Genomic DNA, 25,334 nt, shown 5'->3' on the forward strand with positions numbered 1-25,334 from the left:
ACATTAGGTAACCTCCTCCGCACGTTTTCCGCCAAGATCATTCGACCAACTCTCGTCTTATTGGTTATGCAGCTGAGGGTTGAAGGTATTTAGGCGCTTCATGTTGTTCTTTTTTTTTTTTTGAGATGTGTATAAGAGACAGTTCCTATGCATTCCCACTTACTTTAGGACGAATCGAGAGGGACTATGAACGGTTTAAAGTCGATCGCTACATTAATATTTTTTATTTTACTGCTCACCGGATGTGGTCCAGACAGCAAAAACGATCAAAATACACCACCACCTGCACTTGGTGATTTCGAGATCAATGTTTCCGAGCCATCATTGGTCACTCAAGAAACCGGAGAAACCAAACTGGTGGTCGATTTTACCGTCAAAGACGGCAGTGGCAGATCTTATGAGCTAGACGAAACGAAAGATTTTCGCATCGCACTTCTTAAAGCAATGCCCTCTCGTGTCGATACACAAAACTCGAGCGATCCAGCCTTTGCCTTCAATGGACGCCATGGCAATACCTATTGGAAGAGTTTCCATCACTCAAGTAATACCGTAAATAACCGTGCCAGCATGGAGAGTGTTTGGGATGGAACACTAGTAAAAACAGACGAAGGGTATCGCTACACGTTTGCCATTCCTGACGTTTTGAAAGTGTCCGATCCTTATACTGCCGACTCTTCTAGCAACAATGGTTTTATCGCTTGGGATGCGAATAAACTCCACCGAATCGTCATGGCGTATGGCGAGCAAGGCAACGGTTTTACCTACGTGTTTGAATGGGTGCCGCAAGAAAGTTCAGATACGGCTGTCTCCCGCAATGTGATTGAAACAGGCACCTGTGAAAACTGTCATATGGGCGAACCGCTTCATCATGGACCGGGCTATCGCTCAATTGATAACAACATTGCCGTTTGTACCGCTTGCCACAATGACAGTAACCCTGGCGCTGCGCCAGCCAGACGCCCTCTCGCTGCCATTGTTCATCAATACCACGGTAATGTTTTCAAATTAGGTAGCGACAGAAATAACACCGAGACTTACAAACAGCCTGTCGACGAGAATGACGTGCTCGTTACCGACATCAATGGTTTAGTCATTGAAGGCAACCCTTTCCCGCAAGATGCCCGCAACTGTACAACCTGCCATTCAACCGATGTCGCGAAAGCATCAGACGCCAACAATTGGTTTGAACACCCAAGTCAAGTTGCCTGTGAGACCTGTCACTTGTACCGAGACAGAGGAGCGCATGATAACCAAATCGGTACGGGTTGGGTAAGAAACGGCGAACCACAAAACTCCTGCTCTGGCTGTCACCGACCTTATGACCGAGACGACAATGGCGCTCCAATCATCGGCCAAGACGCAAGCCGAAGTGCTAAAACGGTTCACGTAATGCGTTTAGAGAATCTTGCAAAGGCACGTGATTCGCTTGAAATCAACGTTGAAAGCGCGCGATTTATTGATGACCAGTTTGAGGTTGAACTAAGAGTGTCGAAAGCGGGCACAGGTATTGGATCCATCGACGAACTGACACCTTTCATCAATGAACATGGCCACCTCAATTTGTTGCTGAACTGGGATAACGGCCAAGGCCCGATGGTCGCAAACAACAGTCTCAACGTCGCCGATGATGGCGCACTTGGTGACGGCTGTGAGGCTCAAGGAGAAGGCCTATTCTTGTGTCATAAAGACTTCACTGACGCTGCGATTAAGCCAATCTCCAACTCTACGTTGACGGTTAACATCGCCGACATGCCACTTTGCGCCAACCGTAGAGATGGCGAGCTCGCCGAATGCGTCACGTTTGAAGGCATCGATCTTATCAAATCGCCTTTCGTCATTGCCGCCAATAACGCATCCGGCTCGTTTGATGTGTCTGGTATCAACAAGCAACACAAACTGCCAGTGGGCGCGGACATTTCATCGTGTAACGATTGTCACAAAGAGCTGACTATCCATAAGCTTGGTGAGCATCCACATGCCGCCACCGACTTCCAACAATGTAAAAATTGCCATAACTCTGAACGTTCTGCGTTTTATCCTGGGATGGCGGCTGATCTAAAGTACCACGTACACTCATTCCACGCCTTTGGCTCCGCTCATAGCGGTGAAGCGCCTTTCCCTGGCGCAGTCAACAACTGTGAGGCCTGCCATACCAATGCTCAATACAACTTACCTAGCCAACAAAATACGCGCCCTTCTCTGGCGAGTGGTAAGTACTTTAGTCCTGCATTAGTCGCCTGTGGCGCGTGTCACTTAGAGTCATCTTTAGCTAATGCTGACCCGAATAGTGTGGCAGGAGATGCGACTCTGAACCATATGCTGAATCACGGCGCCGTATTTGGAGCAGACACAGCAGCACAAGCCATGGGCTCCGAGCAATGTGCAACTTGCCATGCCATTGGTCAGTCACAAGGGGTAGATAAGGTTCACAAGGTATACGACTACCGTTGAATTCGTCATTGAACACAATGCTTTGACAATTAAGGACAAGAAAAGGAAGAGCTATGAAAGCAATGTTTCTGCGGTGGTTGGTAGCTGGGATACTTGGGTTAGGCGTCATCTTCACCGTCAGTTCGGAAGATGTCGCCGAGCCAGAACCCAAAGCGGCGACGTTAACTCAAGAAGAAATTGAAACTATATTGGACACCAAATTTTCTGAGGGGAAATACTCACGCCGTGGAGCAGATGGCTGCCTTCGTTGCCATGACGATACCTCAGACAAACCTGCAACCGGTATTTTCGACAACATCCACGGCAAGTCAGCGAATTTGCATGGGCCAATGAATGATAAACAATGTGAAGCATGCCATGGCCCAGCAAACAATCACGCGCGCAATCCGCGAAAAGGACAAGTTCGTGAGCCGATGATCACCTTTGGGCCAAACTCCCCTGTTCCGGCCGAAAAGCAAAACAGCGTGTGTTTATCTTGCCACCAAGATGCGAAACGCTCGACTTGGCATAGCAGTGAGCACGCTTTTGAAGGGCTGTCTTGTGCAAGCTGTCACCAACTGCATCAAAAAAACGATCCGATGATGGTTGCCGAAATGCAAGCAGACAAATGCACCGATTGCCACTCCCGCACCAAATCGGATATCCACAAACGCAGTCGTCATCCTATCATTGACGGCGTCATGACTTGTTCTAGCTGCCACAATCCACATCAGGCATTAAATGAAGCAAGCCTGAACTGGTCAACCGTCAATAACGCTTGTTACGAGTGTCATGCAGAAAAACGCGGCCCATTCTTATGGGAGCATGAGCCTGTAACTGAAGATTGTACATCCTGCCACACACCTCATGGTTCAGTGAACAAAGCCCTGCTCAATAAACGGCTGCCAATGCTATGTCAGGAATGTCACCGTGTGCCACATGCAAACGTAGCCATTCCTGAAAACGACTTGAGAGTGCGCGGCGGAAGTTGTTTGAACTGCCACAATCAAGTGCATGGCTCTAACCACCCACGTGGTCAAACATTAAGTTATTAGGAGGGAGGCATGAAACTATCTCAACTGTGCATCGCTATTTCCCTTGCTTTTGCTGTGCAAGCGCACGCCAACGATTATTCGTTACAACGTTCTCAACCAGCCGACACTAGCCGCTGGCAGTGCAGTGAATGCAGCAGCGATGGCACGTGGAGTGGAGAAGTCAGCGCTGGCGTCGGTTACCTTAACAACGATGGTTCCTCGCGATTCTATAATTGGAATCCACCCGTTTACGGTACAAACTCTGACAATAAACACTTTAACGCGAGCCTAAACGCCGATATCGAACAATATGAAGACGATGGGTTCTACAATCGAATCGTCGTCGAAGATCTTGGTTTGCAACGCTTCTTACTGCAGTGGGAAATGGGCCAGTACGACGGATTACGTGTCCTCGGCAGTTATAGTGAAACGCCGTATTTCTGGAATCAGTCCTCACTCAGTGCGTATCATCCAAGAGAGGATGCACTCGTCAGTGGTGACCTATCGAAATATGAAAACTCAGTGACGCGAGAGACGTTTAAGTTAGAACTCAAGTACACACCACATACGCCATGGAAGCCATATGCATCCATGAAGCACGAACGTAAAGAAGGCACAACTTCGCTTTATTCATCGACTATTCCGGGTTACGCCAACGCGCCGGGATTCATACCCAAAGCCGTCGAACATGAAACCTTAAATACTCAAGTAGGAGTAAGCTACATGGAAGATTTGTGGCTGGTGGATATTGCGTATCGCGGCTCGTTTTTTAGAAATGACAAGTCCGCACTTTATTACGGCAGCACTACCAATCCTTACGCTAACCACCTCGCGTATGAGCCTGACAACGACTTTCACCAGTTTGCTGTCACGGGGAATTATCGGTTGAATCAACAAACGTTCAGTGGCCGCTTACTTTGGTCACAGACGTCTTCTGAAGGCGGGTTAAATCCATTCCCGCAGTCCCCCGTTAACTCCAATACATTCCATGGCGAAACTAACACTTGGCAAATGAGCGCGGATTACCATAACAAACTTTCGCGAGACACTGCTTTCGCCATTTCTGCGGACTATTCAGATAAAGACGATAACTCCGATAGAAACACCATCATCGGATCGACGAGAGAAAAATACGACCACACCAAAACCAAACTGGAAGCAACACTCAAGCATCGTGTTACTTCTAATGTAAAAGTGAATACGGGTTACCATTTTAGACAAGATGAGCGAAGTTATGCTGATAGGAAGCATACCGATGAACAACGCGTTTTTGTTGGAGCCCAGTACCGACCAAGTAGACCGTGGCAATTAGGCGGTAAAGTCTCCTACACTTTTCGCGATGGCTCTGATTGGCAGGACGACAGCAGCGACTCGCCTAATTTGCGCCAATACTATTTAGCCGACAAAGAGAGGATTGAGCTCCGTGGCCACGGCAGTTATGACATGACCGACGATGTCCAATTGCTTACAGAGCTTTGGTACGGCAACGATGACTATGCAAAACCCGATATTGGTTTGAGTGAAGGGGAAGATTACGGTTACGACCTCAGCCTTAACTTCAATTTACTCGACGGACTAAGCGGGCATGTTTTTTACAATCAACAGATCATCCGCTTCGAGCAACAACAAGCAAACTCTGACGTTGTCGGTTGGAATCGCTACACCACCAAACTCAAAGATGACATAACAACCATTGGCTTTGGTGTGAGTAAAGAGCAGCTACTAGACGACAAACTTTCTATCTCGTTTGATTACAGCTACAGCCAAGCTGATGGAAAATCTTCAACCACATCTGATGGCTACCAATATCCTGATAACGAGGCGAACTCGTACCGATTTGAAGTCATCGCTGACTATGAAGTATCTGAAAATCAAAACGTGCAGCTTAACCTCCGTTATGAAGACTACTCAGAAGAGGATTACTTGTTTAATAACGAAACCGAAACGATGGGCGACGTTTTGCAAAGCTATGAAGGTCTATATGGTGGCGTCTATTGGAAATATCGCTTTTAAATACAGAGTGACGTAACAAAAAAAGCATCAGACGTTTCAAACGCCTGATGCTTTCGTATTTCAATTCTACTGCTGTGAGAAGTTGATTAAGCTTGGAAGCTCAACGGAATCTCAGCCAATTGGTTACCTTCGTTTGCAGGAAAGATAAGGTACTCGCCGTGGTATTTCACCATCGATTTGTAGTCCGTCACTTTATGCACCATAAAGCCCGCTTGCGCTGCTTTCTCAACAAACTCAGCATGGTTGCCACGTACAAACCAGCTCATTGGTTTGACGAGCAGCTCGCCGTCGAAGCAGCTTTCGCATTGATCTGCACATAGCGCCAAAGAGTTTTGACCTTCCGTGAAGATTTGGATTTTGCCACAACCAACAAGTTGCTCAGACGTTGATACTTCCCAGCCAGCTTGCTCCATCAAATCAAGAAATGATTCAATATCGGAGTCTTTTATCACCTTGGACTCTTCACCTTCAGGAAAAAACTGAGCGTAAAAAGCGGAAATACGCTTGAAGATAAACAACAAACCAGCGTCATTACCCTTTGAACGACCCGCTTTTTGCCAACGTGTTAAGTCATCGCCTACGGCTCGACCGAAACGCTGAGATTTAAGTGCTTTGGTAACCCAACGCACTAAATAATGGTTATTCGCAACAGGGGCATTGGCTAACTTACCTGAGCGATGCTCTTGATCTAACTCTTCAAGTGCTGAGTTAACTAAGTTTTGAATTTCTTTGGTGTAATTCGACATTACGCCTTTCTTCCTAAAGTCCAATAAAACAGTGCTGAAAGCACAGAACAAGCAAACATCACAATGATCATCGGCCACGCCACATTACCTGGTAGTGATGCCACCAGCGCGCCAACCAATGAGCCGATACCGAATCTTAACGTCCCCGCCAGAGACGATGCTGTACCCGCCATTGATGGGTAGCCACTTAAAAGCAGCGCCATCGCGTTACTACCTATCGTCGACAATGTACCGATAAACAGCACAACAAAAGGTACGATGCCCCATAATCCGAAGTCCATTAACCAACTTACGAATAAACCAATCCCCGCCAAAAGTTGCACGAACAACCCAAAACGAAGCATGGCATGAGAGCCAACTTTCTTCACCAAGCGACCATTAATACTGGTCATGATGATCATCGCAACAATGTTCAAACCAAATAAATAACCAAAGTGGTCTGGTCGAACACCATATAAATCAATATAAACAAACGAGCCCGCAGTCAGGAATGCAAACATTCCGGAAAATGAAAACGCTCCAGAAAGCATCAAACCTATCGCTTCAGGGTTGGAGCATAATCTGGCGTAGTTTCTCATCGTAGTGCGAAAACGAAGCGGCTGACGATTTTCTGGTTTCAACGTCTCTGGGATTTTCCAAAGTACCAGTAGAATTACCACCACAGCGAAAATGGCTAACACCCAAAAGATCGAACGCCAACCAAACCAGATCGCTAGGTGACCACCTATCATAGGCGCAACCAAGGGTGCCATGGTGATCACTAAGGTGACAAAAGACATTGCACGGGCAAAGTCTTCACGGTCAAACATGTCACGCACGACGGCTTGGATAATGACCGCCGCTGCCGCGCCAGCAAAACCTTGTGCTGTTCGCACATAAGTCAATGCATCGATGCCGTTTGTGGTCGCACTCACTACCGCCGCTAATCCAAAGAAAAGCACACCCAAAATCAGTACAGGTCTACGGCCAAAACTATCGGCAAGCGGCCCATGAATTAACTGGCCAATCGCAAAACCTGCCGTATAAGCCGTCAACGTAATCTGAACCGCGCCAGGCGCAACACCCAAATCCTTCGCGATGGTTGGCATTGCAGGCAGATACATGTCGATCGCCAAAGGCGTCAAAGCACCAATCGCTCCTAATACAAGAAACAATAGAAAACTGATTTGGGATTGCGGAGCGCTTTGAGCTTTTTCTGTCATTCTTTTACCTCTTGTTGGAGCCCTTTCGTCAATACTTTCAGAGCAAAGTGAAAATAACGGACGGTTCTCATATCGCTGATATCTAGAAGCCAAAGGCCTGTTCTGTCAACGTTCGAGAATCATAAGGGCAAATATGTACCAAGGTGTGACCTTGACGAACTCGACATAGAAAAGCATGTGAAAGCGAAATGTGTTTATGGGAAACAAACACAATGCAGTAAAAATGATAGCGTTGACACCATCATTCCATTCACCGTAGCCGAAGGCTTTGCAATAAGAGTATGCATGCCTCAGCTAAATGCAAAGGCATATCACTCAGATGAGTAAGCACACCGGAATTGTCTAGGCACTAATTTTGGTAGGAAAATTTATTTTGAGCCAATTCCTACCAAAAAACTAGTTCCTATTGAGAACTAAAGAATTTCCCATGCCGACAATTAATTCCAAATAGAATCAATTTCTTCTTGCGTGAGGTAGCGATAATCACCAGGTTCTAGTGCCTCATCGAGTTCAATCGAACCAATACGCTCACGATGTAAGTACTCAACTTTATTTCCTAACGCCGCAAACATACGTTTCACTTGGTGATACTTACCTTCCACAATAGTTAACAATACTTCATTCTCTGCCTCGTTCACGATCTCCAAACGAGCAGGTAATGTTGCTTCTGATTCATTGCGCAAAATGATGCCTTGTTCGAGCTTTTCCGCGTAATCAGGCTGAATCGCATCGACAAGCCAAACACGGTACGTTTTCTCACACTTATGCTTCGGTGAGGTAATACGGTGAGACCACTTACCATCATCCGTAATCAACACCAAGCCAGTTGTGTCGACATCTAATCGGCCCGCAAAGTGAAGGTTTTCAATTTTAGGCTCATCAAGCAATGCGAATGCAGTTTGGTTGTAGCCATCTTCATGTGAACAAACAAAGTCAGCAGGCTTATACAACATAATGTAACGAGGACCAGGAGCACCAATAACACGGTCTTCCCACATTACTTCTGCACCTTCAGGTACTTTAAATGCACCACTTTTTTGAACCTCACCGTCAACGGTGATGTCTCCACTTTTGATGATCTTTGTTGCCTGTTTGCGTGTTGCACCCAGAGCATCACACAAATATTTATCTAAACGCATGAATACCTCATTGAATTATACCCAAGTGATCTCCAAATCTTGGTTTAAAGGTCACTTGGGTATAAAAGTCAGGTATTATAGCGTTCCTCGTTCGAATAGTTGAGCAATTTCACATATTTTCATGTACACACTTCGTCCTTATCAAGCCGACTCGGTTAAAGCAGTCATTCATTACTTTCGTAAACACTCGACACCAGCAGTGATCGTGCTGCCAACCGGTGCCGGAAAAAGCTTGGTGATCGCAGAACTTGCTCGCCTTGCGAAAGGGAGAGTGTTAGTCCTCGCTCACGTTAAAGAGCTGGTCGAGCAAAACCACGCGAAGTATGAAGGTTATGGTTTAAAAGGTTCTATCTTCTCAGCAGGATTGGGGCGAAAAGAAACTGACCAGCAAGTCGTGTTTGCTTCGGTTCAATCGGTGGTGCGTAACTTAGATTCGTTCAAAAACCAGTTTTCTCTGCTCGTTATTGATGAGTGCCATCGTGTGCCGGATGACAAAAACAGCAGCTACCAAAAAGTTATTACTCACTTACGAGAACTGAACCCAGGCATTAAGGTGCTGGGACTAACTGCAACGCCCTATCGTTTAGGAATGGGCTGGATTTATCAGTATCACACCCGAGGTCAAGTACGCACCGAAGAGCCTCGATTCTTCCGCGATTGTATTTTCGAACTGCCGATCCGTTACTTGCTCGACGAAAACTTCCTCACTCCAGCCCGCATGATGGACGCGCCCGTTTTGTCTTACGACTTCTCGCAACTGAAACCCGCAAACACCGGACGCTACAAAGAAGCAGAAATGGACATGGTGATCGATAAAGCCAAACGTGCGACTCCGCAAATTGTTGAGCAAATCATGCAATATGCGAAAGAGCGTCAAGGGGTCATGATCTTCGCCGCGACTGTCCGACACGCACAAGAGATCCACAGTTTACTGCCTGAAGGTGAAACTGAAATCGTCATTGGTGATACACCTACGCCGGAACGTGACGCGATCATCCAAGCGTTCAAGAATCGTCAAATAAAATATTTGGTCAATGTTTCGGTACTGACTACCGGGTTTGATGCGCCGCATGTCGATTTAATCGCAATTTTGCGACCAACAGAGTCAGTCAGTCTATACCAGCAGATTGTAGGGCGAGGATTACGCTTATCAGACGGAAAATCAGAATGTTTAGTGCTTGATTACGCAGGCAACAGCTACGATTTATACCAACCTGAAGTCGGTGATCCCAAACCAGACTCTGACAGTGAAATTATCACGATTCCCTGCCCGGCTTGCGGATTCAATAACAACTTCTGGGGTAAGTTGGATAATAACGGTTTCTTGGTTGAACACTTTGGCAGACGTTGCCAAGGTTACTTTGAAGATGAAGACACAGGCGAGCGTGAACACTGTGGATACCGTTTTCGTGCCAAATACTGTGGTGAGTGTGGTGCCGACAACGATATCGCTGCGCGCATTTGTCATGAGTGTGACGCAACGCTTGTTGATCCAGATAAAAAATTAAAAGAAGCCCTTAATCTGAAAGATGCATTGATATTTGAATGCACAGAAATGGACCTGTCAGTATTCAAGTCCAGTGATGGTAAATCTCAACTCAAGGTGACGTATTCTGGTGAACCATACCAAGGCGAAGGCAATGCGTTAGTTCATGAGTTTTGGTCATTGAGTACCAAAAAACAAAAACAAACGTTTAAAGACCAATTTGTGCGCCCTCACTTGGCAGACAAGCATCGCCCTTTTGAAGAGGCTTCACCGACACGTGTTGTTGCCAATCAACATCGTTTCCGTTTGCCTCAGTTTGTTATTGCAAGGAAATCCGGTCGCTTTTGGAAATTGCGAGACAAAATTTTTGAAGACGAGTTGAAATAACCTCTGCAACATTTAGTAAAACTGAACTCGATGATTCACTCTCTGTTCATCTATATCCGATATACTGCGGCTAACGTTCTAGAAAAGGTTTGACTATGTATAAAGCAACGACTTCTCAACATTCTGCGTTACTTTTCGGCCTTATCACGACATTGATGTGTGCACCAAGTTTCGCCAAGCATGACGACTACTATGCATCACAAAATGGTCACGCCATCGTGCAAGATGTCGAAAAGCCTGGAACACGTATTGAATTCGATGAAGATCAAGATGAGGTCTATCGCGCGGTTCAACAAGGATATATACGACCATTTTCGGACCTTTACGCCGCAGTAGAAAACGACCTATACGGCCGCATCATCAAGGTCGAACTTGAAGAAGATGATGATGCTTGGGTGTATGAATTGAAAATCCTGTACAACAATAGCGTCTTGAAAGTTGAGTATGACGCCGCCACGCTGGAAATGCTTGAGATCAAAGGTCGCAGCTTTAACAAAGCGTTAAAGCCACAAAACAACTAAACTGGTCTAATGCGTAATCCCGACACAATGCGTAGCTTACTTCGATAACACTCCAAACATAATAAGAATCACCAATATGAAAATACTTGTCGTTGAAGATGACCCTCGTTTAGGCGAGCAAATCATCGAAACATTAGAAAGTACCGGCTGGGTACCAGAATTATCTCAAGATGGCATAGACGCTCTGTATCGCGCGACATCGGAAGAATGGGACGCTATTGTTCTTGATCTAGGACTGCCGAAATTGGATGGCCTTACCGTGCTAAAAGGCATTCGAGATGAAAACATCAATACCCCTGTCGTTATCCTGAGTGCTCGCGATACCCTAACGCAGCGAGTTGAAGGTCTAAACGCAGGTGCAGACGATTACCTAACTAAGCCGTTTGAAATGGTTGAGCTTATCGCTCGTATTCGCGCGCAACTGCGAAGAGCATCAGGTAACGCCTCTCCTGTGATGCAAATTGGCGACTTGAGCTTGGATACGCGCACTTCTAAAGTAATGTGGCAAGGGCAAGCAGTAAGCTTAACGGCGCTGGAGTATAAAGTGGTCGCTTACTTTATGCATAACCCAGAAAAAGTAATTTCTCGCACCGAACTCGTCGAGCACATTTACAAACAAGACTTTGATCGTGACTCCAACACAATCGAAGTTTTTATCGGCCGAATTCGCAAAAAAATCGCGCCAAAGATCATCAAAACTGTCCGAGGGTTGGGATACCAATTAAATGCCGAATAAGAACAGGCTACCGTTGAACGCAATAAAACGACTGAGTATCAAAAGTCGCCTCGTTTTAGCGGCGATCGTTTGGTTGACGGCAATGATCCTCGCAGCTGGTGTGACGATACCGACCCAAGTGTACAACTATATGGTTGACGACACTCGCTCACAGCTGAGCATTTTTATGGATGAAATCGCCGCTCAGTTAGAAGTCGATGAGACTGGGCACCTCTCACTCGCTGCTCTGCTCTCAGATCCTCGATTTAACCGACCTTACAGTGGTTTATATTGGAGTGCCTCCACTGAGACGAGTCTCGAGCGTTCTCGTTCTTTGTGGGACAAAAAAATCGAATACAAAGGTCTGGATAACGATGCTTACGGCGCGAGAGGCGAAAGGCTGATTACCATCGAAAAAGCTCTGTACTTACCAGATTACGATGGGCCTATCCATATCATTATTGGTATTGACGAAGAGCCTATCAAAAGCACCCTGCAAACGCTAATCGGGCAACTCTGGCTTATTTTAGGCTTATTATTCGCAGGGGTTCTTGCCGTCATTTTGCTGCAAATTGCATGGTCATTGAGTCCGCTTACGAAGTTACAAAAAGAGTTGGCCGAGCTGAAGTCTGGTAACAAAAAGAGTCTAGAAGAAACCTATCCGAAAGAGATTTCTCCTCTTATCTTCGACCTCAACGCTCTGCTTTTCCATTATCAGGAGTTGTTAGAACGAGCTAGGAATCATGCAGGCAATCTCTCACATGCGCTAAAAACCCCACTTTCTGTCCTAAAAAATGAAGTACAGACGTTAGAACCTGATACGCAATCCCGTCTGCGTACTCCGATCAATCAAATACAAGATCATATCGATTACCATCTGGGCCGTGCCCGCATGGCGGGGTCTATGAATATTTTATCAGTGAAATCGAACCCAGCAGAGCGTGTGGATGCTATCTCAATGGCGTTTGATAAAGTGTATGCGAGCCGAGATATCTCCTTAATTAATGAACTTGATTCAGAGCTGAATGTAGCGGTAGAGCAGACCGATCTCGACGAAATGCTGGGTAACTTGCTTGAAAATGCCTATAAGTGGGCCAACAACATGATTCGTGTGCACTCCTCTCAGGATAAAGACAATATACACATCATCATTGAAGATGATGGGCCAGGCATCCCTAAAGAGAAACTGAGTCAAGTAATCAAGAGAGGCGTTAGATTGGATGAAGCAACCCCTGGTTCAGGTCTTGGTCTAAATATAGTCAGTGAAATGGCACACAGTTACCGAGGTCAATTAACACTGGAAGCGAGCGCTTTAGGTGGCTTAAAAGCATCTTTAGTCTTACACCTCAGCCGAACATAAAGCATATAACGCATAAACTTTGTTCTTCGGACCATGATTAGTAAACCGATGAAAATGAAGCCGATGTGAACAAAATCCAAGCAAAGCGTTAAAAGGGATAGCCTTACACCCAGATAAATCATACCTTTTTGTTGATTTGGGTACGATTTGGGTTGCCCATTTATAAGTGGAATGATAGTATCCGCGCTCGCTTGAACAGTTCCTGTTTCAAGCTTTACCACGAACAACAAGGTCGCATTGTTGATTGTGAACATTTGATTTTTACTAATTTGAGAGTAAATACTATGAAATTCGAAGCAGTAGTACGTACTGAACTAGGTAAAGGTGCGAGCCGCCGCCTACGTCACGCTGGCAAATTCCCTGCAGTTGTATACGGCGGTGAAGAAGCAGCAGTAGCTATCGTTCTTAACCACGACGACATCGTAAACCAAATGGACAAGCCTGAATTCTACGAAGGCCTAGTTCTAGTTATCGATGGCAAAGAAGTTAAAGTTAAGCCACAAGACGTTCAACGTCACGCGTTCAAGCCAAAAGTTGAACACATGGACTTCATCCGTATCTAATTCCCTACCAAGGAATTAATCGGATTAAATCCAAACCTTTTGCATTAAAGATAATCGGACTTACCAACCGAGACATCTAAAAAATTTCAAAACCCCGGAGTCTTACCACCTCCGGGGTTTTACTATATGTGGCATATAACAATTGATTTATGAACGGGCAACGTACTTCACTAAAGTGAGATCCGTCAGCGTCATACAGTCTATGATTTCCGTCTCTTCCTCTCCAGTACGTACAAAACCACACTTCTTGTAAAAGTTAAGCCCCTGTTTATTGGTATCCAGTGCTTTCAGGCTTATCTGCATAACGGGCGTAGAGAGTAGACGCGTTTCTAGTTCATCTAACAATGCACTCCCTGCACCTTGCCCATAATGCAAAGGAGAGACATAGCAACATGTTACCCACGCCGTTTTATCTTCACAGGTGTGGTTAGGTAGTTCGTAACTTAAAAAGCCGACGATTTCCCCTTGTCTCTCAACGACGATCAATTGGGCCAGTTGCTCAGTCATGACTCGCGTCCACATCCTTTCTCGGCGCTCAATCGTAAACTGATCGATGTAGCTCTGTGGCATTAACCCTTTGTATGCTACCTGCCACGAATCAACATGTATCTTGGCGATTTGAGTTACTTCCTCTCTGACTGCGTTCCTTACTGTGTATCTCATTACTATCCTTTCTTAAAATTCACCACTTACAAATTCTTTCAACCCTACTCTTTAAATCGAAGCTCAAAGCGAGCAGCCACAGATGCAACGCTTTACATTACTCCATTTCATTTTCATTAATTCAATGATAGTGCACATCGTAATATCCGAAGAAAACGCCTCGTTATTTACGTTTCACTTTCGCTCATTAGATTGAATCTATTTGTTTTAACATCCGGGTATCGAAAGCGGGATAAACACGGTAAGGTATCGAATAAGAATAAATAAACGATATCTAAGGCATAAGATTTCTAAACGGTCGCAATTATAGTAAAGAGAGAAATACCATTTCTGGTTGTATTAAACAGAGTAAGCCAAGATCAAACGAGTTTGGGTTTTACAGTGATCATTTTATATACAAAACATTTCCCTCATCATCAGAGCGAAAATTTATAACGATTTGTGTCATAGCTGCTAAGAAAAACATGAACTTGGCAAAATAATCACCAAAATCAGCGCTATACTTCGCAAAAATGCGCATTGATTCACACAAACCACATTCATTCAATTGACCACTTCACAAAATAACCCCCTCCCTCTAATTTCAATATACTAAAAACTATTTCTGTTTAATTGGAGACGTAGTTTGCAGGCTTATTAATTCATGTCTCCGATAGAAGTATAAATAAGAGATAGATCACTAAAGTTTCACATTAATTCCGTATATTTCACGCCGTAACAATAACAAAATCACAAAGAAAGGATCCCTTATGAAGTTTTCCAAATCTCTTTTGGTAATGGCAGTGGGCGCTGCGCTAGCAGGATGCGGCTCAGACAGCGATAATTCTCCAGTAACCTGCGAGACAGCAGATTCTTGTACTAAGTTCACAGTTCTCCACACTAACGATAACCACGGTCGCTTTTGGCATAACAGCGACGGTGAATATGGCATGGCTGCGCGTCACACTTTAATCGAATCTATTCGCGCAGAAGTCGAAGCAAAAGGCGGTGAAACCATTCTGCTATCTGGCGGTGATATTAATACCGGCGTACCAGAATCAGACATGCAAGATGCGGTTCCAGACTTCGTAGGGATGAACCTACTTGGTTACGATGCAATGGCTGTCGGTAACCACGAGTTTGATAACTCACTAGATATTCTCGATATGCAAGCTGAGCTAGCTGACTTCCCTATGCTGGCTGCGAATATCTATAAGAAAGATACCAATGAGCGTTACTTCGACCCTTACAAAGTATTTACTATCAACGGCCTTAAGATCGCTGTTATTGGTCTAACCACCCAGGACACGGCGAAGCTAGTTAATCCAGACAACGTATCAAACATCCACTTCGAAGACCCTCAAGTTGAAATCAAAAAAGTACTTAAGGAAATCGAAGAAAACGAAAAAGTAGACCTAGTATTTGCAACGACGCACATGGGTCACTACCAAGATGGTAATAATGGTAGTGAAGCACCAGGGGACGTGAAGCTCGCTCGCTCTCTCGAAGAGGGACAACTAGACGCTATCATCGGTGGTCACTCACAAAACCCAGTGTGTATGGAGCCAGGTACCAATGAGTATGCTGATTTTAAACCTGGTGATGATTGCGCGCCAGACCAACAAAAAGGCACTTGGATTATGCAAGCGCATGAGTGGGGTAAATATGTGGGTCGTGCGGACTTCGAATATTACGACGGCAAGCTTCACTTAGCGAACTACGCACTGATTCCTGTAAACCTTTTGGACGACAACGATGAAGTGATCGGTGAACGCATTCAACAAGATGCGACGGTAAAAGCGTTATTACTGCCATACCAACAGCAAGGTCAAGAGTTATTAGATGAGAAGATTTCTAATACGACGGGTAAGTTAGAAGGTGATCGTAACGTAGTTCGCTCTCAACAAACTAACCTAGGTCATCTACTGGGCGAGGCATACCGTACTTACAAAACGGTAGGTGCTGACTTTGGTGTGATGAACTCTGGCGGTGTGCGTGATTCAATCCAAGATGGTGACATCACTTACCGTGATGTACTTACAGTACAGCCGTTCGGTAACTTCGTGACTAAAGCAACTATGACAGGTAAAGAAGTTAAAGAATACCTAGATGTGGTTGCGACGAAATCTGCAGGCTCTGGTGCTTACGCTCAACTAGATAACATCACTTTAGATGTAAATTGTGATGCTGGTTCAGTAACCATTACCGACATTAACAATAAAGGCTTCGATCTAGACGCAACGTACACATTCTCTATAATCAGCTTCAGTGCTGCTGGTGGCGATAACTATCCAATCATCGATGTTCAATCTACCCAGCTAACCGATGCATACGTTTTACGTGAGTTCTTCGTAAATAACCCACAGATCTCTGCGGATAGCTACAACAAGAACTTAGAAAACATCAAGTATTTCAGTAACGGTCAAGCTGTGAAAGGTTGCCCAGCAACTAATAGCTAAAAACACCTTACACTCTGACGTGAAGAGCTTTTAGAAGTTGTTCCGTCAGAGCCACCCTAAAAACCGAAGCGTGACGCTTCGGTTTTTTTATTTTCGTTAAAGTGCTGAAAATTATCGCCCTTCATAAAGTGTTCAAAAATTATTCATTTGTGTTGTTGACGCCCATGTGCTGGGCTTCTATGTTTGATAAGGTCTTTCGAAAATACAGATTCATCAACTAACTTTTCGCTATGAAGTTTCGTAGCTTAGTGGATGATTCTAGGAAAGATGTGAATGGCGTTACAAACACTGCTCTCAAACAATTTGTCTTTTTGACCTAAAACGAAGGTGATTCGCCGCCAAGCGTTCACCAATGAGCAGCGATCTGGACGTCAATATGTTCAAACTGCTGCCATCGAGTTCAGGAGGTCAAAAATGAAACGAGCCAGCAATAGCTACAGACTTCAAATGATCAAAGAAGTGGTTACCCGTAGAGAGCGCGAAGCTTGCACGGACCCTATGGCGAGATACATTCATCAGCTGATGGATGAACGCCCGACAAGTAAATTAGATGTTGAATTCAATCATCGATTTTCAGGAAGCCACTTTGACGAACATGCTGGGGGATGGGTCAGTGACCGTTGGTCAATGAAGTAGCGCTAATTTAACGAGTTTGCCTTACACGCACCGCATAGTAAGAGCTAATACAGTCCCGGCTCATCATTGATTATTGCCGAGCCGGGATAATTCGAAATTTAAAAGAGATTTTGCTGTGGTGATAATTCTTCTTGAGACTCTTCTGCCTTTCCCTTCCCTGCCAATACCTTTCTTCTATAGCGCTGACGGCATAGCTTAATTACATGCAACTGTTGAGCAGGCGTATAAGTGAGCCAGTTAAATCGCTCTTCTCTTTTACGCATACATCCTTTGCAATACCCTTTTTCGTCCACACTACAAATACCAACGCAAGGGTTTGGGACGGTAAAAAACTCTAGTTGCTCCATGCTCTAACCGTTTTTTGCTCGCTGTGCTGTAATGATATTATAACGACTTCAATATACGCTCCCAACAGTGCTATACATCTTGCACCTTGAAGCCGTTTGAGTATATAAACTGGACTCTGTCACAGTAATACGAAACTATTACCTTATGCTGACAAAAACAGTGTTTTATTACCTATACTTACCACGTTTTCTAAAAACGGAGTCTATAAAATGAAGCTTAGCCTAAAAACGTTAGTTACAGCAATCTCTCTTCCTGTTCTTATGACTGCATGTGCTAGCAACGGTGACAATGTGAAAGAAATTACGGCTCAAGATTTACAGCACCATAATTGGGAGCTGGTTCAGATTGATGGTAAAAACATCGAATTAAAAGAACGTCAGCAAGCGCCTCGCTTAGAAATCGGAGAAAATCTGACTGCAAATGGTAACGCGGGGTGTAACAACTTCTTTGGTCAAGCTGAACTAAAAAACAATCAACTACGCATCGAAAAAATGGGAATGACCATGAAGATGTGTATGGATGACCAAATGAAAATTGAGCAAGCGATGTCTGAAACTCTTACTGAATGGAGTGATATAACGCTAACCAAAGAAGGGCTAATGCTTAAAAATGACGATCACGAACTAACGTTTCAGTTGCGTGATTGGGTAAACTAAGTCCCATTTCATATTCTAAGAGCAGCCATAAAATGGCTGCTTTTTTTATGCCTCCTAATCCATATCAAAGCAGGCAGGATGTCTGTTTCGCACGTTTCGGTTAGCAAAATCGTTTAAAACGACAAACTCTTTCCCTCTTTACGCCCTCAACGCCACGTCTACGACGCGGGTTCAGTCTTCCAAATCAACATATCGAAGTTGCTTGAGGACAATAATTTTCAATTACTTGAAAGAATATCGTCAAACAAGCGGTCCGCTCCTGTATACCTAAAACGACACCAGAATTGTCCTTTCTTCGTTTTGCTTCACATTGAGAATAATTCTTTGAATCAATGAGTGATTCCGTTTGGGATTGGCATTGATAATAGAGAGAGATGGATTACTATCCTTGTAACAAAGCGGAGCGACTTGTTTAGACGTCAATAACGCCGGAAACGAGAATAAAAAGACATAACACGGAATAGATATGAAAAAGCTACTCAGTACCGTTGGCATTTTAGCCACCACTTTCGCGACATCTTCTTTTGCCAACTCATCGGTTGCTAGTGAATGGCAAAAAATCGAACAACAAGCCGACGGACAATCCGTCTACTTTCATGCTTGGGGCGGAAGCCAAGAAATTAATCGCTACATCCAGTGGGCGAGTAGAGAGCTAAAATCGCGTTATAACGTGACGCTAAACCACGTTAAAGTCACCGATATTTCTGAGACCACCACTCGACTTATCGCAGAAAAAGCCGCAGGTAAAAACAGAGGTGGCAGTGTTGATATGGTTTGGATCAATGGCGAAAACTTCAAATCAATGAAGGATAACCAATTGCTGTTTGGTCCTTTTGTTGAAGGTTTGCCAAGCTGGCAATACGTCGATAAATCATTGCCAATTGATGTGGATTTTTCAGAGCCAACTGAAGGCCTGGAAGCACCTTGGGGTGTGGGGCAATTAGTGTTTATCCATGATGAGCAAACCCTGCATAACCCTCCAAAATCATTCGCAGAAATGCTGAGTTACGCAAAAGCGTTTCCAAATCGCCTAACTTACCCTCGCCCACCAGAGTTTCATGGTACAAGCTTTATTAAAGCACTGTTGATTGAGTTGACCAACAACGATCCCGCTTTACAAAAACCAGTCACTGGTGAAACATTTGAGCAAATCACTCAACCGCTGTGGGCTTATCTAGATGAGTTCCATAAAGTCGCTTGGCGCGGTGGTAAACAGTTCCCAGGCGGTACAGCAGAAACCCTTCAACTACTAGATGATGGTCAGACTGACCTGGCAATTACCTTTAACCCGAACGCGGTTTTCTCTGCTCAGTCGAGCGGTAACCTTGCAGAAACCACCAAAGCGTATGCGATGGACGCAGGTGCACTCTCAAACATTCACTTCTTAGCGATTCCTTGGAACGCAAATGCCAGTGCTGGTGCACAAGTTGCGATAAACTTTTTATTGAGCCCTGAAGCACAGTCTCGCAAAGGTAACCTAAACATCTGGGGCGATCCTTCAGTGCTAAGCAGCCAATACCTAACTGGTTCGGCCAAAAACACGCAACAATTCAAATCTATCGCTGAGCCACATCCAAGTTGGCAAGCTGCGTTGGAAAAAGAATGGTTGAAACGCTACGGGAATTAGTAAGAATCCATGTTAAGAGCGCTGTATTTAGTCATTATCGCAGTTTGTATTTTGCCTACCATTCCGGGACTACTTGGAGTGGTGGTCTCTGCGCTCGGTTATGTACCTCCTATCGGCTTGCAACACTTTTCTTTAGATGGCTTTAACGCTGTTTTTGATTGGGAGGGTGTTTGGACATCCATCGGGCTTACTTTCTACTCTGCCATTTTCAGTAGCTACTTGGCTTGCTTGATCACATTTGCGATTTTGCAAGCATCGTGGGGCAGCAAGTTTTGGCGAAAAATTGAAGTAAGCCTCTCGCCACTTCTTGCCATGCCGCACGTAGCGTTTGCGATTGGCTTTGCGTTCTTGTTTGCCCCAACTGGTATGGGCGTTCGTGTTCTCAACCAACTGTTTGGTTACGATCCCAATGCGCAAACGGTGAATGACTTAGCATTGCTGATTAAAGATCCGCATGCACTCGGTTTGATCATCATGCTTGCGATTAAAGAAGTGCCGTTTTTATTGTTGATGAGTATTCCAATTCTTCAGCAATTGAAAGTCGATAAGATTGAAAAAGTCAGTCACTCAATGGGCTACAGTTCGGCGCAAGCGTGGTGGAAATGCGTGTTCCCACAGTGGATAGCAAAACTGCGCTTTCCAATGATGGCGGTATTGGCTTACAGCTTGTCGGTTGTTGATGTTGCATTGATTATTGGCCCTACCAACCCACCAACATTTGCGGTTTTAGTGTGGCAGTGGTTTAACGACCCAGATTTATCGCTTCTACCAAGAGCTGCCGCAGGCGCGGTCGTGTTGTTTGCTATCGCTAGCCTTTTGATTGGATTTGCACGCTTAATGGAATGGTGTATTACCAAAGGCTTCAAACGCTGGCAGTACTCTGGTCGAAACGGGTTTCGTTTACCCGGTAAAACCCTATTTTCACTGATCGCGCTACTTGCACTTCTAATGATTCCACTCATGGTGGTATGGAGCTTTGCTCAACGCTGGCGCTTTCCAGATTTACTACCGAGCCGCTATAGCCTGCGTTTTTGGGAATATGAATGGCACAGTATTCTTGGTACGCTGGAGCAGAGCATGCTGATTGCCGTTATCAGCGCGACCGTCGCTCTAGCTCTTGCCTTGATCGTACATGAGTATCGCCTTCGTTATCGCTGGCAGGTACCCGGTTACATCATCGCCATCCCAATGCTGATTCCTCAGCTATCCGTGCTATTCGGTATGCAAGTAGTGACGCTGTACTTAAACAGTAACGCGTATTTCTTTTGGGTATGCTGGGCGCATGTGTTCTTCGCATTCCCATTTATTTACCTCTCGTTAGACGGGCCGTGGCGCAGCTTCGATAACGGCTTAACTCGCGTCGCACTCAGCTTGGGTAAAACACCGATGCAAGCTTGGTTAAAAGTGAAACTGCCAATCCTCCTACCTGCGATTGCATTCGCATGGGCGGTTGGGATTAGCGTAAGTCTGGCGCAATACCTGCCGACATTGGTGCTAGGGGCTGGGCGCATTAGCACCATCACCACCGAAGCCGTTGCGCTATCCAGTGGTTTTGACCGACGTGTCACCGCGATTTACGCCATTTGGCAAGCTCTGCTGCCATTCTTGTTCTTCTCTTTTGCGATACTACTAAGCCGCTTACACGTGAAGTATCGCCGCTTGTCTATAAAAGGTTTACTACTGAATGAGTCTTTGTCTCGAAAACCTCGCCATCCGTAAAACCAATGGCGACACGCTTTTCTCAGCGTTCAACATGACCGTAGAGAAAGGTGAAATTGTTACTCTGATGGGACCAAGCGGTTGTGGTAAATCCACTTTGTTGGATGCCATTGCTGGACACCTCTCCGCCGAGTTCAACTACTCTGGATCCATTACGCTTGATAACGAAAAGTTGGATGCCCTCCCTGCCCATAAACGTCAGGTCGGTATTCTGTTCCAAGACGATTTGCTCTTCCCTCACTTAACGGTGTGGGAGAACCTTGCATTCGCGCTACCAAACTCAATCAAAGGTGAGGAGCGTAAAGCACACGCCATGCAAGCACTGAAGAACATTGCATTGACCAAACTTGCCGAATCCTTCCCAGATCAAATCTCCGGAGGACAACGCGCCCGTATCTCATTGACTCGTATGCTGCTGGCAAAGCCGAAAGTTGCGCTACTTGATGAACCCTATAGCAAGTTGGATAAAGACCTGCGTGTACAATTTCGCAATTGGGTGGTCGAACAATTACAGCAAGCGAACATCCCTACTTTGATGGTAACGCACGATGAGGATGATATTCCTAATGGCAGCCGCTGCCTAAATTGGCCGTGGGAGACAAACCATGCTTGATAGCCTGAGTATAAAGCTCATCCGCAAACCGCTGGCTCTCAGTGCGACATACCTCGATAAATGTGGCATCACCGCAAATCAGACGACAGTATTTGGTTTTGTGCTTGGCTGTTTTGCCCTACCGGCTTTGATCGCCGAACAGTACTTGTTGGCGTTGCTGTTTATTTTGCTGAACAGAATCTGTGATGGATTAGACGGCGCACTGGCGAGGATTCAAGGCATTACCGATGCCGGAGGCTTTCTCGATATCAGCTTGGATTTTCTGTTCTATTCCTTGATTCCTTTTGGTTTTGTGTTGGCCAATCCAGAACAAAATGCCATTGCAGGGGCATTTTTGATTTTTTCCTTCGTCGGCACTGGGAGTAGCTTTTTGGCTTTTGCCATCATGGCAGGGAAACAAGGCATCGATAATCCGGTGTATAAACACAAATCTCTCTACTACATGAGCGGCTTAACCGAAGGCACGGAAACCATCGGCTGTTTTGTGCTGTTCTGCCTGATGCCACAACACTTTTCGGTCATTGCATACATCTTCGGTGCGGCATGTTGGTTTACCACATTCACGCGAATTTACTCTGGGTTTCATACGCTCAAAGGCCGTTAACACCGCTCAGAAATGTACGTATTCTTGAGAAAAAACATCACTAAGCGGCTGTTTATTAACGCATCAAAGCACATGCTAAATTGAGGTATATACTCTTTGGGTGGAGAAACCATTCGGAGGCTATATGAAAAAATACGTCAAGCTAGGTATGCTGCTCATCATGTCTTGTATTGTTATGCTTAGCGGCTGTACCTCACCTAACCCGTACGGAGATGCATACGGCTCTTCAGACACGCGCAAAGTTCAGCAGGTTTACTACGGAACGATAGAAAAAGTTGAACCAGTAACCATTGATGCCTCTACCCAATCCAACGCCATAGGCACAATCGCTGGTGCTGCCGTGGGTGGTATATTAGGCTCAAAAGTCGGGGGTGGCTCTGGCTCGGATATCGCAGCTATTGGTGGTGGTCTGCTGGGTGGTTATGCCGGCAGTAAAGCCGCTGAAGCAACCGCGAAACGAAATGGTGTGAATCTGACCATTCGCTTAGAGGATGGAAAAATAATCTCTGTCGTTCAAGAAGCAAACCCAAACATGATTTTTCAGCCAGGCCAAGCGGTTCAAATCAACATGTCTGGTAATGACGCAAGGGTTGTACCTCGCTAATTTGAACACGATGACTCCGTTCCATTGGTCTGCTGTTTTGTTTCAAAGAGCTTAATCCGCGCAAGCGTACATTGCTTACTTATCGGCTTTCGCGATTCTATTTGTATCAAGTTTGATCGTCGTCAATGGAACATCAATCTCCCATACCTTTCAATGTTCAAATGACATCAAGTTGCTAGCATGAGCCCATTCCAGATAACTTTGGGCTTGTTATGACTCCGACTGTTGACCATGTACTCCTTAATATCGCGCTAAACCTCAGCTCTAATCGCTCTCACGAACAGCAATATCAAAACCTCATTGATGGGGTCGCGCAAGTATTCCCATGTGATGCTAGTTGCCTGTTTATCTTCGATGAGGATGGGTTTCTGACTCCTGTCGCGGTAAAAGGCTTATCCAGCTCGGTCTTAGGTCGTCGCTATTTCCCCAAAGCGCATCCACGCTTAGATGCCATTATTCATAGCCGCGAACCGGTGCGTTTCGATGCCGATTGTTCACTGCCTGATCCTTTTGACGGCACACTATTAACCGAAGACCAGTGCATTGATGTTCACGATTGCATGGGCTTTAGCTTGTATGTAGAAGGCCAACTTGTTGGCGCACTAACTATGGATGCTCTAACGGTGGGCGCGTTTGATGACATTGACCCTGTCGCTATCGAAACCTTTGCGGCTTTGACCGCTGCGACATTGCGTAACATTGCTCAATTAAAAGCACTCAAAGCGCAAAACCAGAAGCAAAAAAGCGTCACTCAAACCCTTATCCAGCAAGCCCGTTCTCAACATGGCGAAATGGTGGGTTTGAGTCCGCAGATTAACCACTTACGAAGCAACATTGCGACCGTTGCTCAATCAGATTACGCGGTACTTATCACAGGAGAGACCGGTACTGGTAAAGAACTGGTCGCGCACTCGGTGCACGCGCAATCTCATCGTAGCGATAAGCCGATGATTTACGTCAACTGTGCGGCCCTGCCTGAAGGTCTGGCTGAGAGTGAACTGTTTGGCCATGTCAAAGGCGCATTCACTGGAGCCAATAGCCACCGCGCCGGTAAGTTTGAACTGGCAGACGGCGGAACGATTTTCCTTGATGAAGTGGGCGAACTGCCTTTGATTTTACAGGCAAAATTGCTGCGCGTAATTCAGCAAGGCGAGCTGCAACGAGTAGGTAGCGATCAGCATTTGATGGTCAATGTGCGCATCATCGCCGCGACCAATCGACAGCTGGAAAAAGAAGTCGAAGCTGGCGCATTTCGAGCAGACCTTTTCCACCGTTTAAACGTATTCCCAATCCAAGTTCCCCCACTTCGTGCCCGTGACGGTGATATTCCCGTTTTAGCCGGATATCTGTTAGAAAAGGTACGCCAACAATTTAATGCGCCCAATCTGCACGTTCACCCTAAAGTGTTGACTCAACTGGAGTCTTTACCTTGGTACGGAAACGTACGCGAGCTCGAACATACGTTAACTCGCGCGGCTTTACACGCCATTCAACAAGGTGCGAGCACGATCATGCTTAACCATTTCGACACCTCACTGGCTCTCGATGATGTAAAAAACACATCGCATTATCTGCCTAAAGAAAGCCAGCCAATGCGAGAGCTAATAGAAAGCTATCAGCGTGATTTAATTGAACATGCTTTGAGCCAAACTGGTGGCGTTTGGGCAAAAGCAGCAGAGTTTTTGCAAATGGATCGCGGGAACTTATATCGGATGGGTAAAAAGCTCGGGATCAATAAATAACCAACCACAAGAAGCCGATGTAATTAAGACATCATATGCGTTGTCTTAATTACATCAACCACTCATCTAAAAACGATAAAATTAAATA

Annotated in this window: 22 protein-coding genes; 17 read left to right on the plus strand and 5 right to left on the minus strand. The window is 45.4% G+C overall.

The genetic code is table 11. The features are described from left to right. Window positions 1-186 precede the first annotated feature (186 nt). From EX191_RS16810 to EX191_RS16820, 3 genes are read left to right on the plus strand one after another with little or no spacing between them, the layout of a single operon-like run. Window positions 187-2,451, plus strand: a complete 2,265-nt coding sequence (locus EX191_RS16810; RefSeq protein WP_193448111.1) for an OmcA/MtrC family decaheme c-type cytochrome — start codon at window positions 187-189, stop codon at window positions 2,449-2,451. A gap of 53 nt (window positions 2,452-2,504) precedes the next feature. After that, window positions 2,505-3,485, plus strand: coding sequence for a DmsE family decaheme c-type cytochrome (locus EX191_RS16815; RefSeq protein WP_085343125.1), 981 nt, complete (start codon window positions 2,505-2,507; stop codon window positions 3,483-3,485). Between the two features lie 9 nt (window positions 3,486-3,494). Next, a complete protein-coding gene (locus EX191_RS16820; protein ID WP_193448112.1) occupies window positions 3,495-5,477 on the plus strand; it encodes an MtrB/PioB family decaheme-associated outer membrane protein in 1,983 nt (660 codons plus the stop codon). Between the two features lie 86 nt (window positions 5,478-5,563). Here the strand turns inward: EX191_RS16820 and EX191_RS16825 are convergent, their stop codons facing one another. From EX191_RS16825 to rsuA, 3 genes are all read right to left on the minus strand, one after another. Beyond that, entirely contained in the window at window positions 5,564-6,223 is a 660-nt protein-coding gene (locus EX191_RS16825) for a DUF2913 family protein (protein ID WP_046874809.1), read from the minus strand. Beyond that, the gene (locus EX191_RS16830) at window positions 6,223-7,425 is read right to left on the minus strand and encodes a Bcr/CflA family multidrug efflux MFS transporter (protein ID WP_005393240.1); all 1,203 of its coding nucleotides are present in this window, start codon (window positions 7,423-7,425) and stop codon (window positions 6,223-6,225) included. The genes EX191_RS16825 and EX191_RS16830 overlap by 1 nt, the downstream gene beginning before the upstream one ends. Before the next feature lie 437 nt (window positions 7,426-7,862). Further along, a complete protein-coding gene (rsuA, locus tag EX191_RS16835; protein WP_033905117.1) occupies window positions 7,863-8,564 on the minus strand; it encodes a 16S rRNA pseudouridine(516) synthase RsuA in 702 nt (233 codons plus the stop codon). 121 nt (window positions 8,565-8,685) lie between these two features. On the opposite strand from rsuA, the gene radD reads away from it, so the two are divergent. From radD to rplY, 5 genes are all read left to right on the plus strand, one after another. Next, window positions 8,686-10,437, plus strand: coding sequence for a DNA repair helicase RadD (gene radD / locus EX191_RS16840; protein ID WP_193448113.1), 1,752 nt, complete (start codon window positions 8,686-8,688; stop codon window positions 10,435-10,437). 95 nt (window positions 10,438-10,532) lie between these two features. Then, window positions 10,533-10,958 carry a PepSY domain-containing protein gene (locus tag EX191_RS16845; RefSeq protein ID WP_012841930.1) on the plus strand — a complete coding sequence of 142 codons (426 nt, stop codon included), beginning with the start codon at window positions 10,533-10,535 and terminating at the stop codon, window positions 10,956-10,958. 76 nt (window positions 10,959-11,034) lie between these two features. After that, window positions 11,035-11,694, plus strand: coding sequence for a response regulator transcription factor (locus EX191_RS16850; protein ID WP_005378073.1), 660 nt, complete (start codon window positions 11,035-11,037; stop codon window positions 11,692-11,694). Next, window positions 11,684-13,033, plus strand: a complete 1,350-nt coding sequence (locus EX191_RS16855) for an ATP-binding protein (protein WP_031780334.1) — start codon at window positions 11,684-11,686, stop codon at window positions 13,031-13,033. The genes EX191_RS16850 and EX191_RS16855 overlap by 11 nt, the downstream gene beginning before the upstream one ends. A gap of 284 nt (window positions 13,034-13,317) precedes the next feature. Next, window positions 13,318-13,596 carry a 50S ribosomal protein L25 gene (rplY, locus tag EX191_RS16860; RefSeq protein WP_005393245.1) on the plus strand — a complete coding sequence of 93 codons (279 nt, stop codon included), beginning with the start codon at window positions 13,318-13,320 and terminating at the stop codon, window positions 13,594-13,596. Between the two features lie 147 nt (window positions 13,597-13,743). Here rplY and EX191_RS16865 read toward each other — a convergent pair whose 3' ends face one another. Next, entirely contained in the window at window positions 13,744-14,259 is a 516-nt protein-coding gene (locus tag EX191_RS16865) for a GNAT family N-acetyltransferase (protein ID WP_193448114.1), read from the minus strand. A gap of 749 nt (window positions 14,260-15,008) precedes the next feature. Here EX191_RS16865 and ushA point away from each other — a divergent pair. Together ushA and EX191_RS16875 are read left to right on the plus strand one after the other, a co-directional pair. Beyond that, window positions 15,009-16,697, plus strand: coding sequence for a bifunctional UDP-sugar hydrolase/5'-nucleotidase UshA (gene ushA / locus EX191_RS16870; protein ID WP_193448115.1), 1,689 nt, complete (start codon window positions 15,009-15,011; stop codon window positions 16,695-16,697). Window positions 16,698-17,111: 414 nt separating this feature from the next. Beyond that, window positions 17,112-17,333: a hypothetical protein gene (locus EX191_RS16875; protein WP_005393249.1), complete on the plus strand. Its 222-nt coding sequence runs from the start codon at window positions 17,112-17,114 to the stop codon at window positions 17,331-17,333. Between the two features lie 98 nt (window positions 17,334-17,431). Here EX191_RS16875 and EX191_RS16880 read toward each other — a convergent pair whose 3' ends face one another. Then, on the minus strand, window positions 17,432-17,680 hold the full coding sequence (locus tag EX191_RS16880) for a DUF1289 domain-containing protein (protein ID WP_048626242.1): 249 nt from the start codon (window positions 17,678-17,680) through the stop codon (window positions 17,432-17,434). A gap of 210 nt (window positions 17,681-17,890) precedes the next feature. Here EX191_RS16880 and EX191_RS16885 point away from each other — a divergent pair, with 210 nt between their 5' ends. The 7 genes from EX191_RS16885 (at window position 17,891) to norR (ending at window position 25,246) form a co-directional block, all read left to right on the plus strand. Next, window positions 17,891-18,337 (plus strand): META domain-containing protein, encoded by a 447-nt coding sequence (locus EX191_RS16885; protein WP_005393252.1) that lies wholly within the window; start codon window positions 17,891-17,893, stop codon window positions 18,335-18,337. 466 nt (window positions 18,338-18,803) lie between these two features. Then, window positions 18,804-19,964 (plus strand): ABC transporter substrate-binding protein, encoded by a 1,161-nt coding sequence (locus EX191_RS16890; RefSeq protein ID WP_193448116.1) that lies wholly within the window; start codon window positions 18,804-18,806, stop codon window positions 19,962-19,964. A gap of 9 nt (window positions 19,965-19,973) precedes the next feature. Next, a complete protein-coding gene (locus EX191_RS16895; protein ID WP_193448117.1) occupies window positions 19,974-21,683 on the plus strand; it encodes an ABC transporter permease in 1,710 nt (569 codons plus the stop codon). Beyond that, a complete protein-coding gene (locus EX191_RS16900; RefSeq protein WP_152812384.1) occupies window positions 21,649-22,296 on the plus strand; it encodes an ATP-binding cassette domain-containing protein in 648 nt (215 codons plus the stop codon). The genes EX191_RS16895 and EX191_RS16900 overlap by 35 nt, the downstream gene beginning before the upstream one ends. Continuing rightward, the gene (locus EX191_RS16905) at window positions 22,289-22,900 is read left to right on the plus strand and encodes a CDP-alcohol phosphatidyltransferase family protein (protein ID WP_021449254.1); all 612 of its coding nucleotides are present in this window, start codon (window positions 22,289-22,291) and stop codon (window positions 22,898-22,900) included. Before EX191_RS16900 ends, EX191_RS16905 begins: the two co-directional genes overlap by 8 nt. Before the next feature lie 124 nt (window positions 22,901-23,024). Further along, complete coding sequence (locus tag EX191_RS16910; RefSeq protein WP_012841939.1) at window positions 23,025-23,504, plus strand: outer membrane lipoprotein; 480 nt, start codon at window positions 23,025-23,027, stop codon at window positions 23,502-23,504. 212 nt (window positions 23,505-23,716) lie between these two features. Beyond that, the gene (norR, locus tag EX191_RS16915) at window positions 23,717-25,246 is read left to right on the plus strand and encodes a nitric oxide reductase transcriptional regulator NorR (RefSeq protein WP_193448118.1); all 1,530 of its coding nucleotides are present in this window, start codon (window positions 23,717-23,719) and stop codon (window positions 25,244-25,246) included. The last annotated feature ends 88 nt before the right edge of the window (window positions 25,247-25,334 follow it).

It is taken from the genome of Vibrio chemaguriensis (genome assembly GCF_012275705.1).
Lineage (GTDB): Bacteria > Pseudomonadota > Gammaproteobacteria > Enterobacterales > Vibrionaceae > Vibrio > Vibrio diabolicus.

Bases quoted from the DNA above. Each gene is read 5' to 3' on its own strand.
- EX191_RS16810 (WP_193448111.1), top strand. From the start codon at position 187: ATGAACGGTTTAAAGTCGATCGCTACATTAATATTTTTTATTTTACTG.
- EX191_RS16815 (WP_085343125.1), top strand. From the start codon at position 2,505: ATGAAAGCAATGTTTCTGCGGTGGTTGGTAGCTGGGATACTTGGGTTA.
- EX191_RS16820 (WP_193448112.1), top strand. From the start codon at position 3,495: ATGAAACTATCTCAACTGTGCATCGCTATTTCCCTTGCTTTTGCTGTG.
- EX191_RS16825 (WP_046874809.1), bottom strand. From the start codon at position 6,223: ATGTCGAATTACACCAAAGAAATTCAAAACTTAGTTAACTCAGCACTT.
- EX191_RS16830 (WP_005393240.1), bottom strand. From the start codon at position 7,425: ATGACAGAAAAAGCTCAAAGCGCTCCGCAATCCCAAATCAGTTTTCTA.
- rsuA (WP_033905117.1), bottom strand. From the start codon at position 8,564: ATGCGTTTAGATAAATATTTGTGTGATGCTCTGGGTGCAACACGCAAA.
- radD (WP_193448113.1), top strand. From the start codon at position 8,686: ATGTACACACTTCGTCCTTATCAAGCCGACTCGGTTAAAGCAGTCATT.
- EX191_RS16845 (WP_012841930.1), top strand. From the start codon at position 10,533: ATGTATAAAGCAACGACTTCTCAACATTCTGCGTTACTTTTCGGCCTT.
- EX191_RS16850 (WP_005378073.1), top strand. From the start codon at position 11,035: ATGAAAATACTTGTCGTTGAAGATGACCCTCGTTTAGGCGAGCAAATC.
- EX191_RS16855 (WP_031780334.1), top strand. From the start codon at position 11,684: ATGCCGAATAAGAACAGGCTACCGTTGAACGCAATAAAACGACTGAGT.
- rplY (WP_005393245.1), top strand. From the start codon at position 13,318: ATGAAATTCGAAGCAGTAGTACGTACTGAACTAGGTAAAGGTGCGAGC.
- EX191_RS16865 (WP_193448114.1), bottom strand. From the start codon at position 14,259: ATGAGATACACAGTAAGGAACGCAGTCAGAGAGGAAGTAACTCAAATC.
- ushA (WP_193448115.1), top strand. From the start codon at position 15,009: ATGAAGTTTTCCAAATCTCTTTTGGTAATGGCAGTGGGCGCTGCGCTA.
- EX191_RS16875 (WP_005393249.1), top strand. From the start codon at position 17,112: ATGAAACGAGCCAGCAATAGCTACAGACTTCAAATGATCAAAGAAGTG.
- EX191_RS16880 (WP_048626242.1), bottom strand. From the start codon at position 17,680: ATGGAGCAACTAGAGTTTTTTACCGTCCCAAACCCTTGCGTTGGTATT.
- EX191_RS16885 (WP_005393252.1), top strand. From the start codon at position 17,891: ATGAAGCTTAGCCTAAAAACGTTAGTTACAGCAATCTCTCTTCCTGTT.
- EX191_RS16890 (WP_193448116.1), top strand. From the start codon at position 18,804: ATGAAAAAGCTACTCAGTACCGTTGGCATTTTAGCCACCACTTTCGCG.
- EX191_RS16895 (WP_193448117.1), top strand. From the start codon at position 19,974: ATGTTAAGAGCGCTGTATTTAGTCATTATCGCAGTTTGTATTTTGCCT.
- EX191_RS16900 (WP_152812384.1), top strand. From the start codon at position 21,649: ATGAGTCTTTGTCTCGAAAACCTCGCCATCCGTAAAACCAATGGCGAC.
- EX191_RS16905 (WP_021449254.1), top strand. From the start codon at position 22,289: ATGCTTGATAGCCTGAGTATAAAGCTCATCCGCAAACCGCTGGCTCTC.
- EX191_RS16910 (WP_012841939.1), top strand. From the start codon at position 23,025: ATGAAAAAATACGTCAAGCTAGGTATGCTGCTCATCATGTCTTGTATT.
- norR (WP_193448118.1), top strand. From the start codon at position 23,717: ATGACTCCGACTGTTGACCATGTACTCCTTAATATCGCGCTAAACCTC.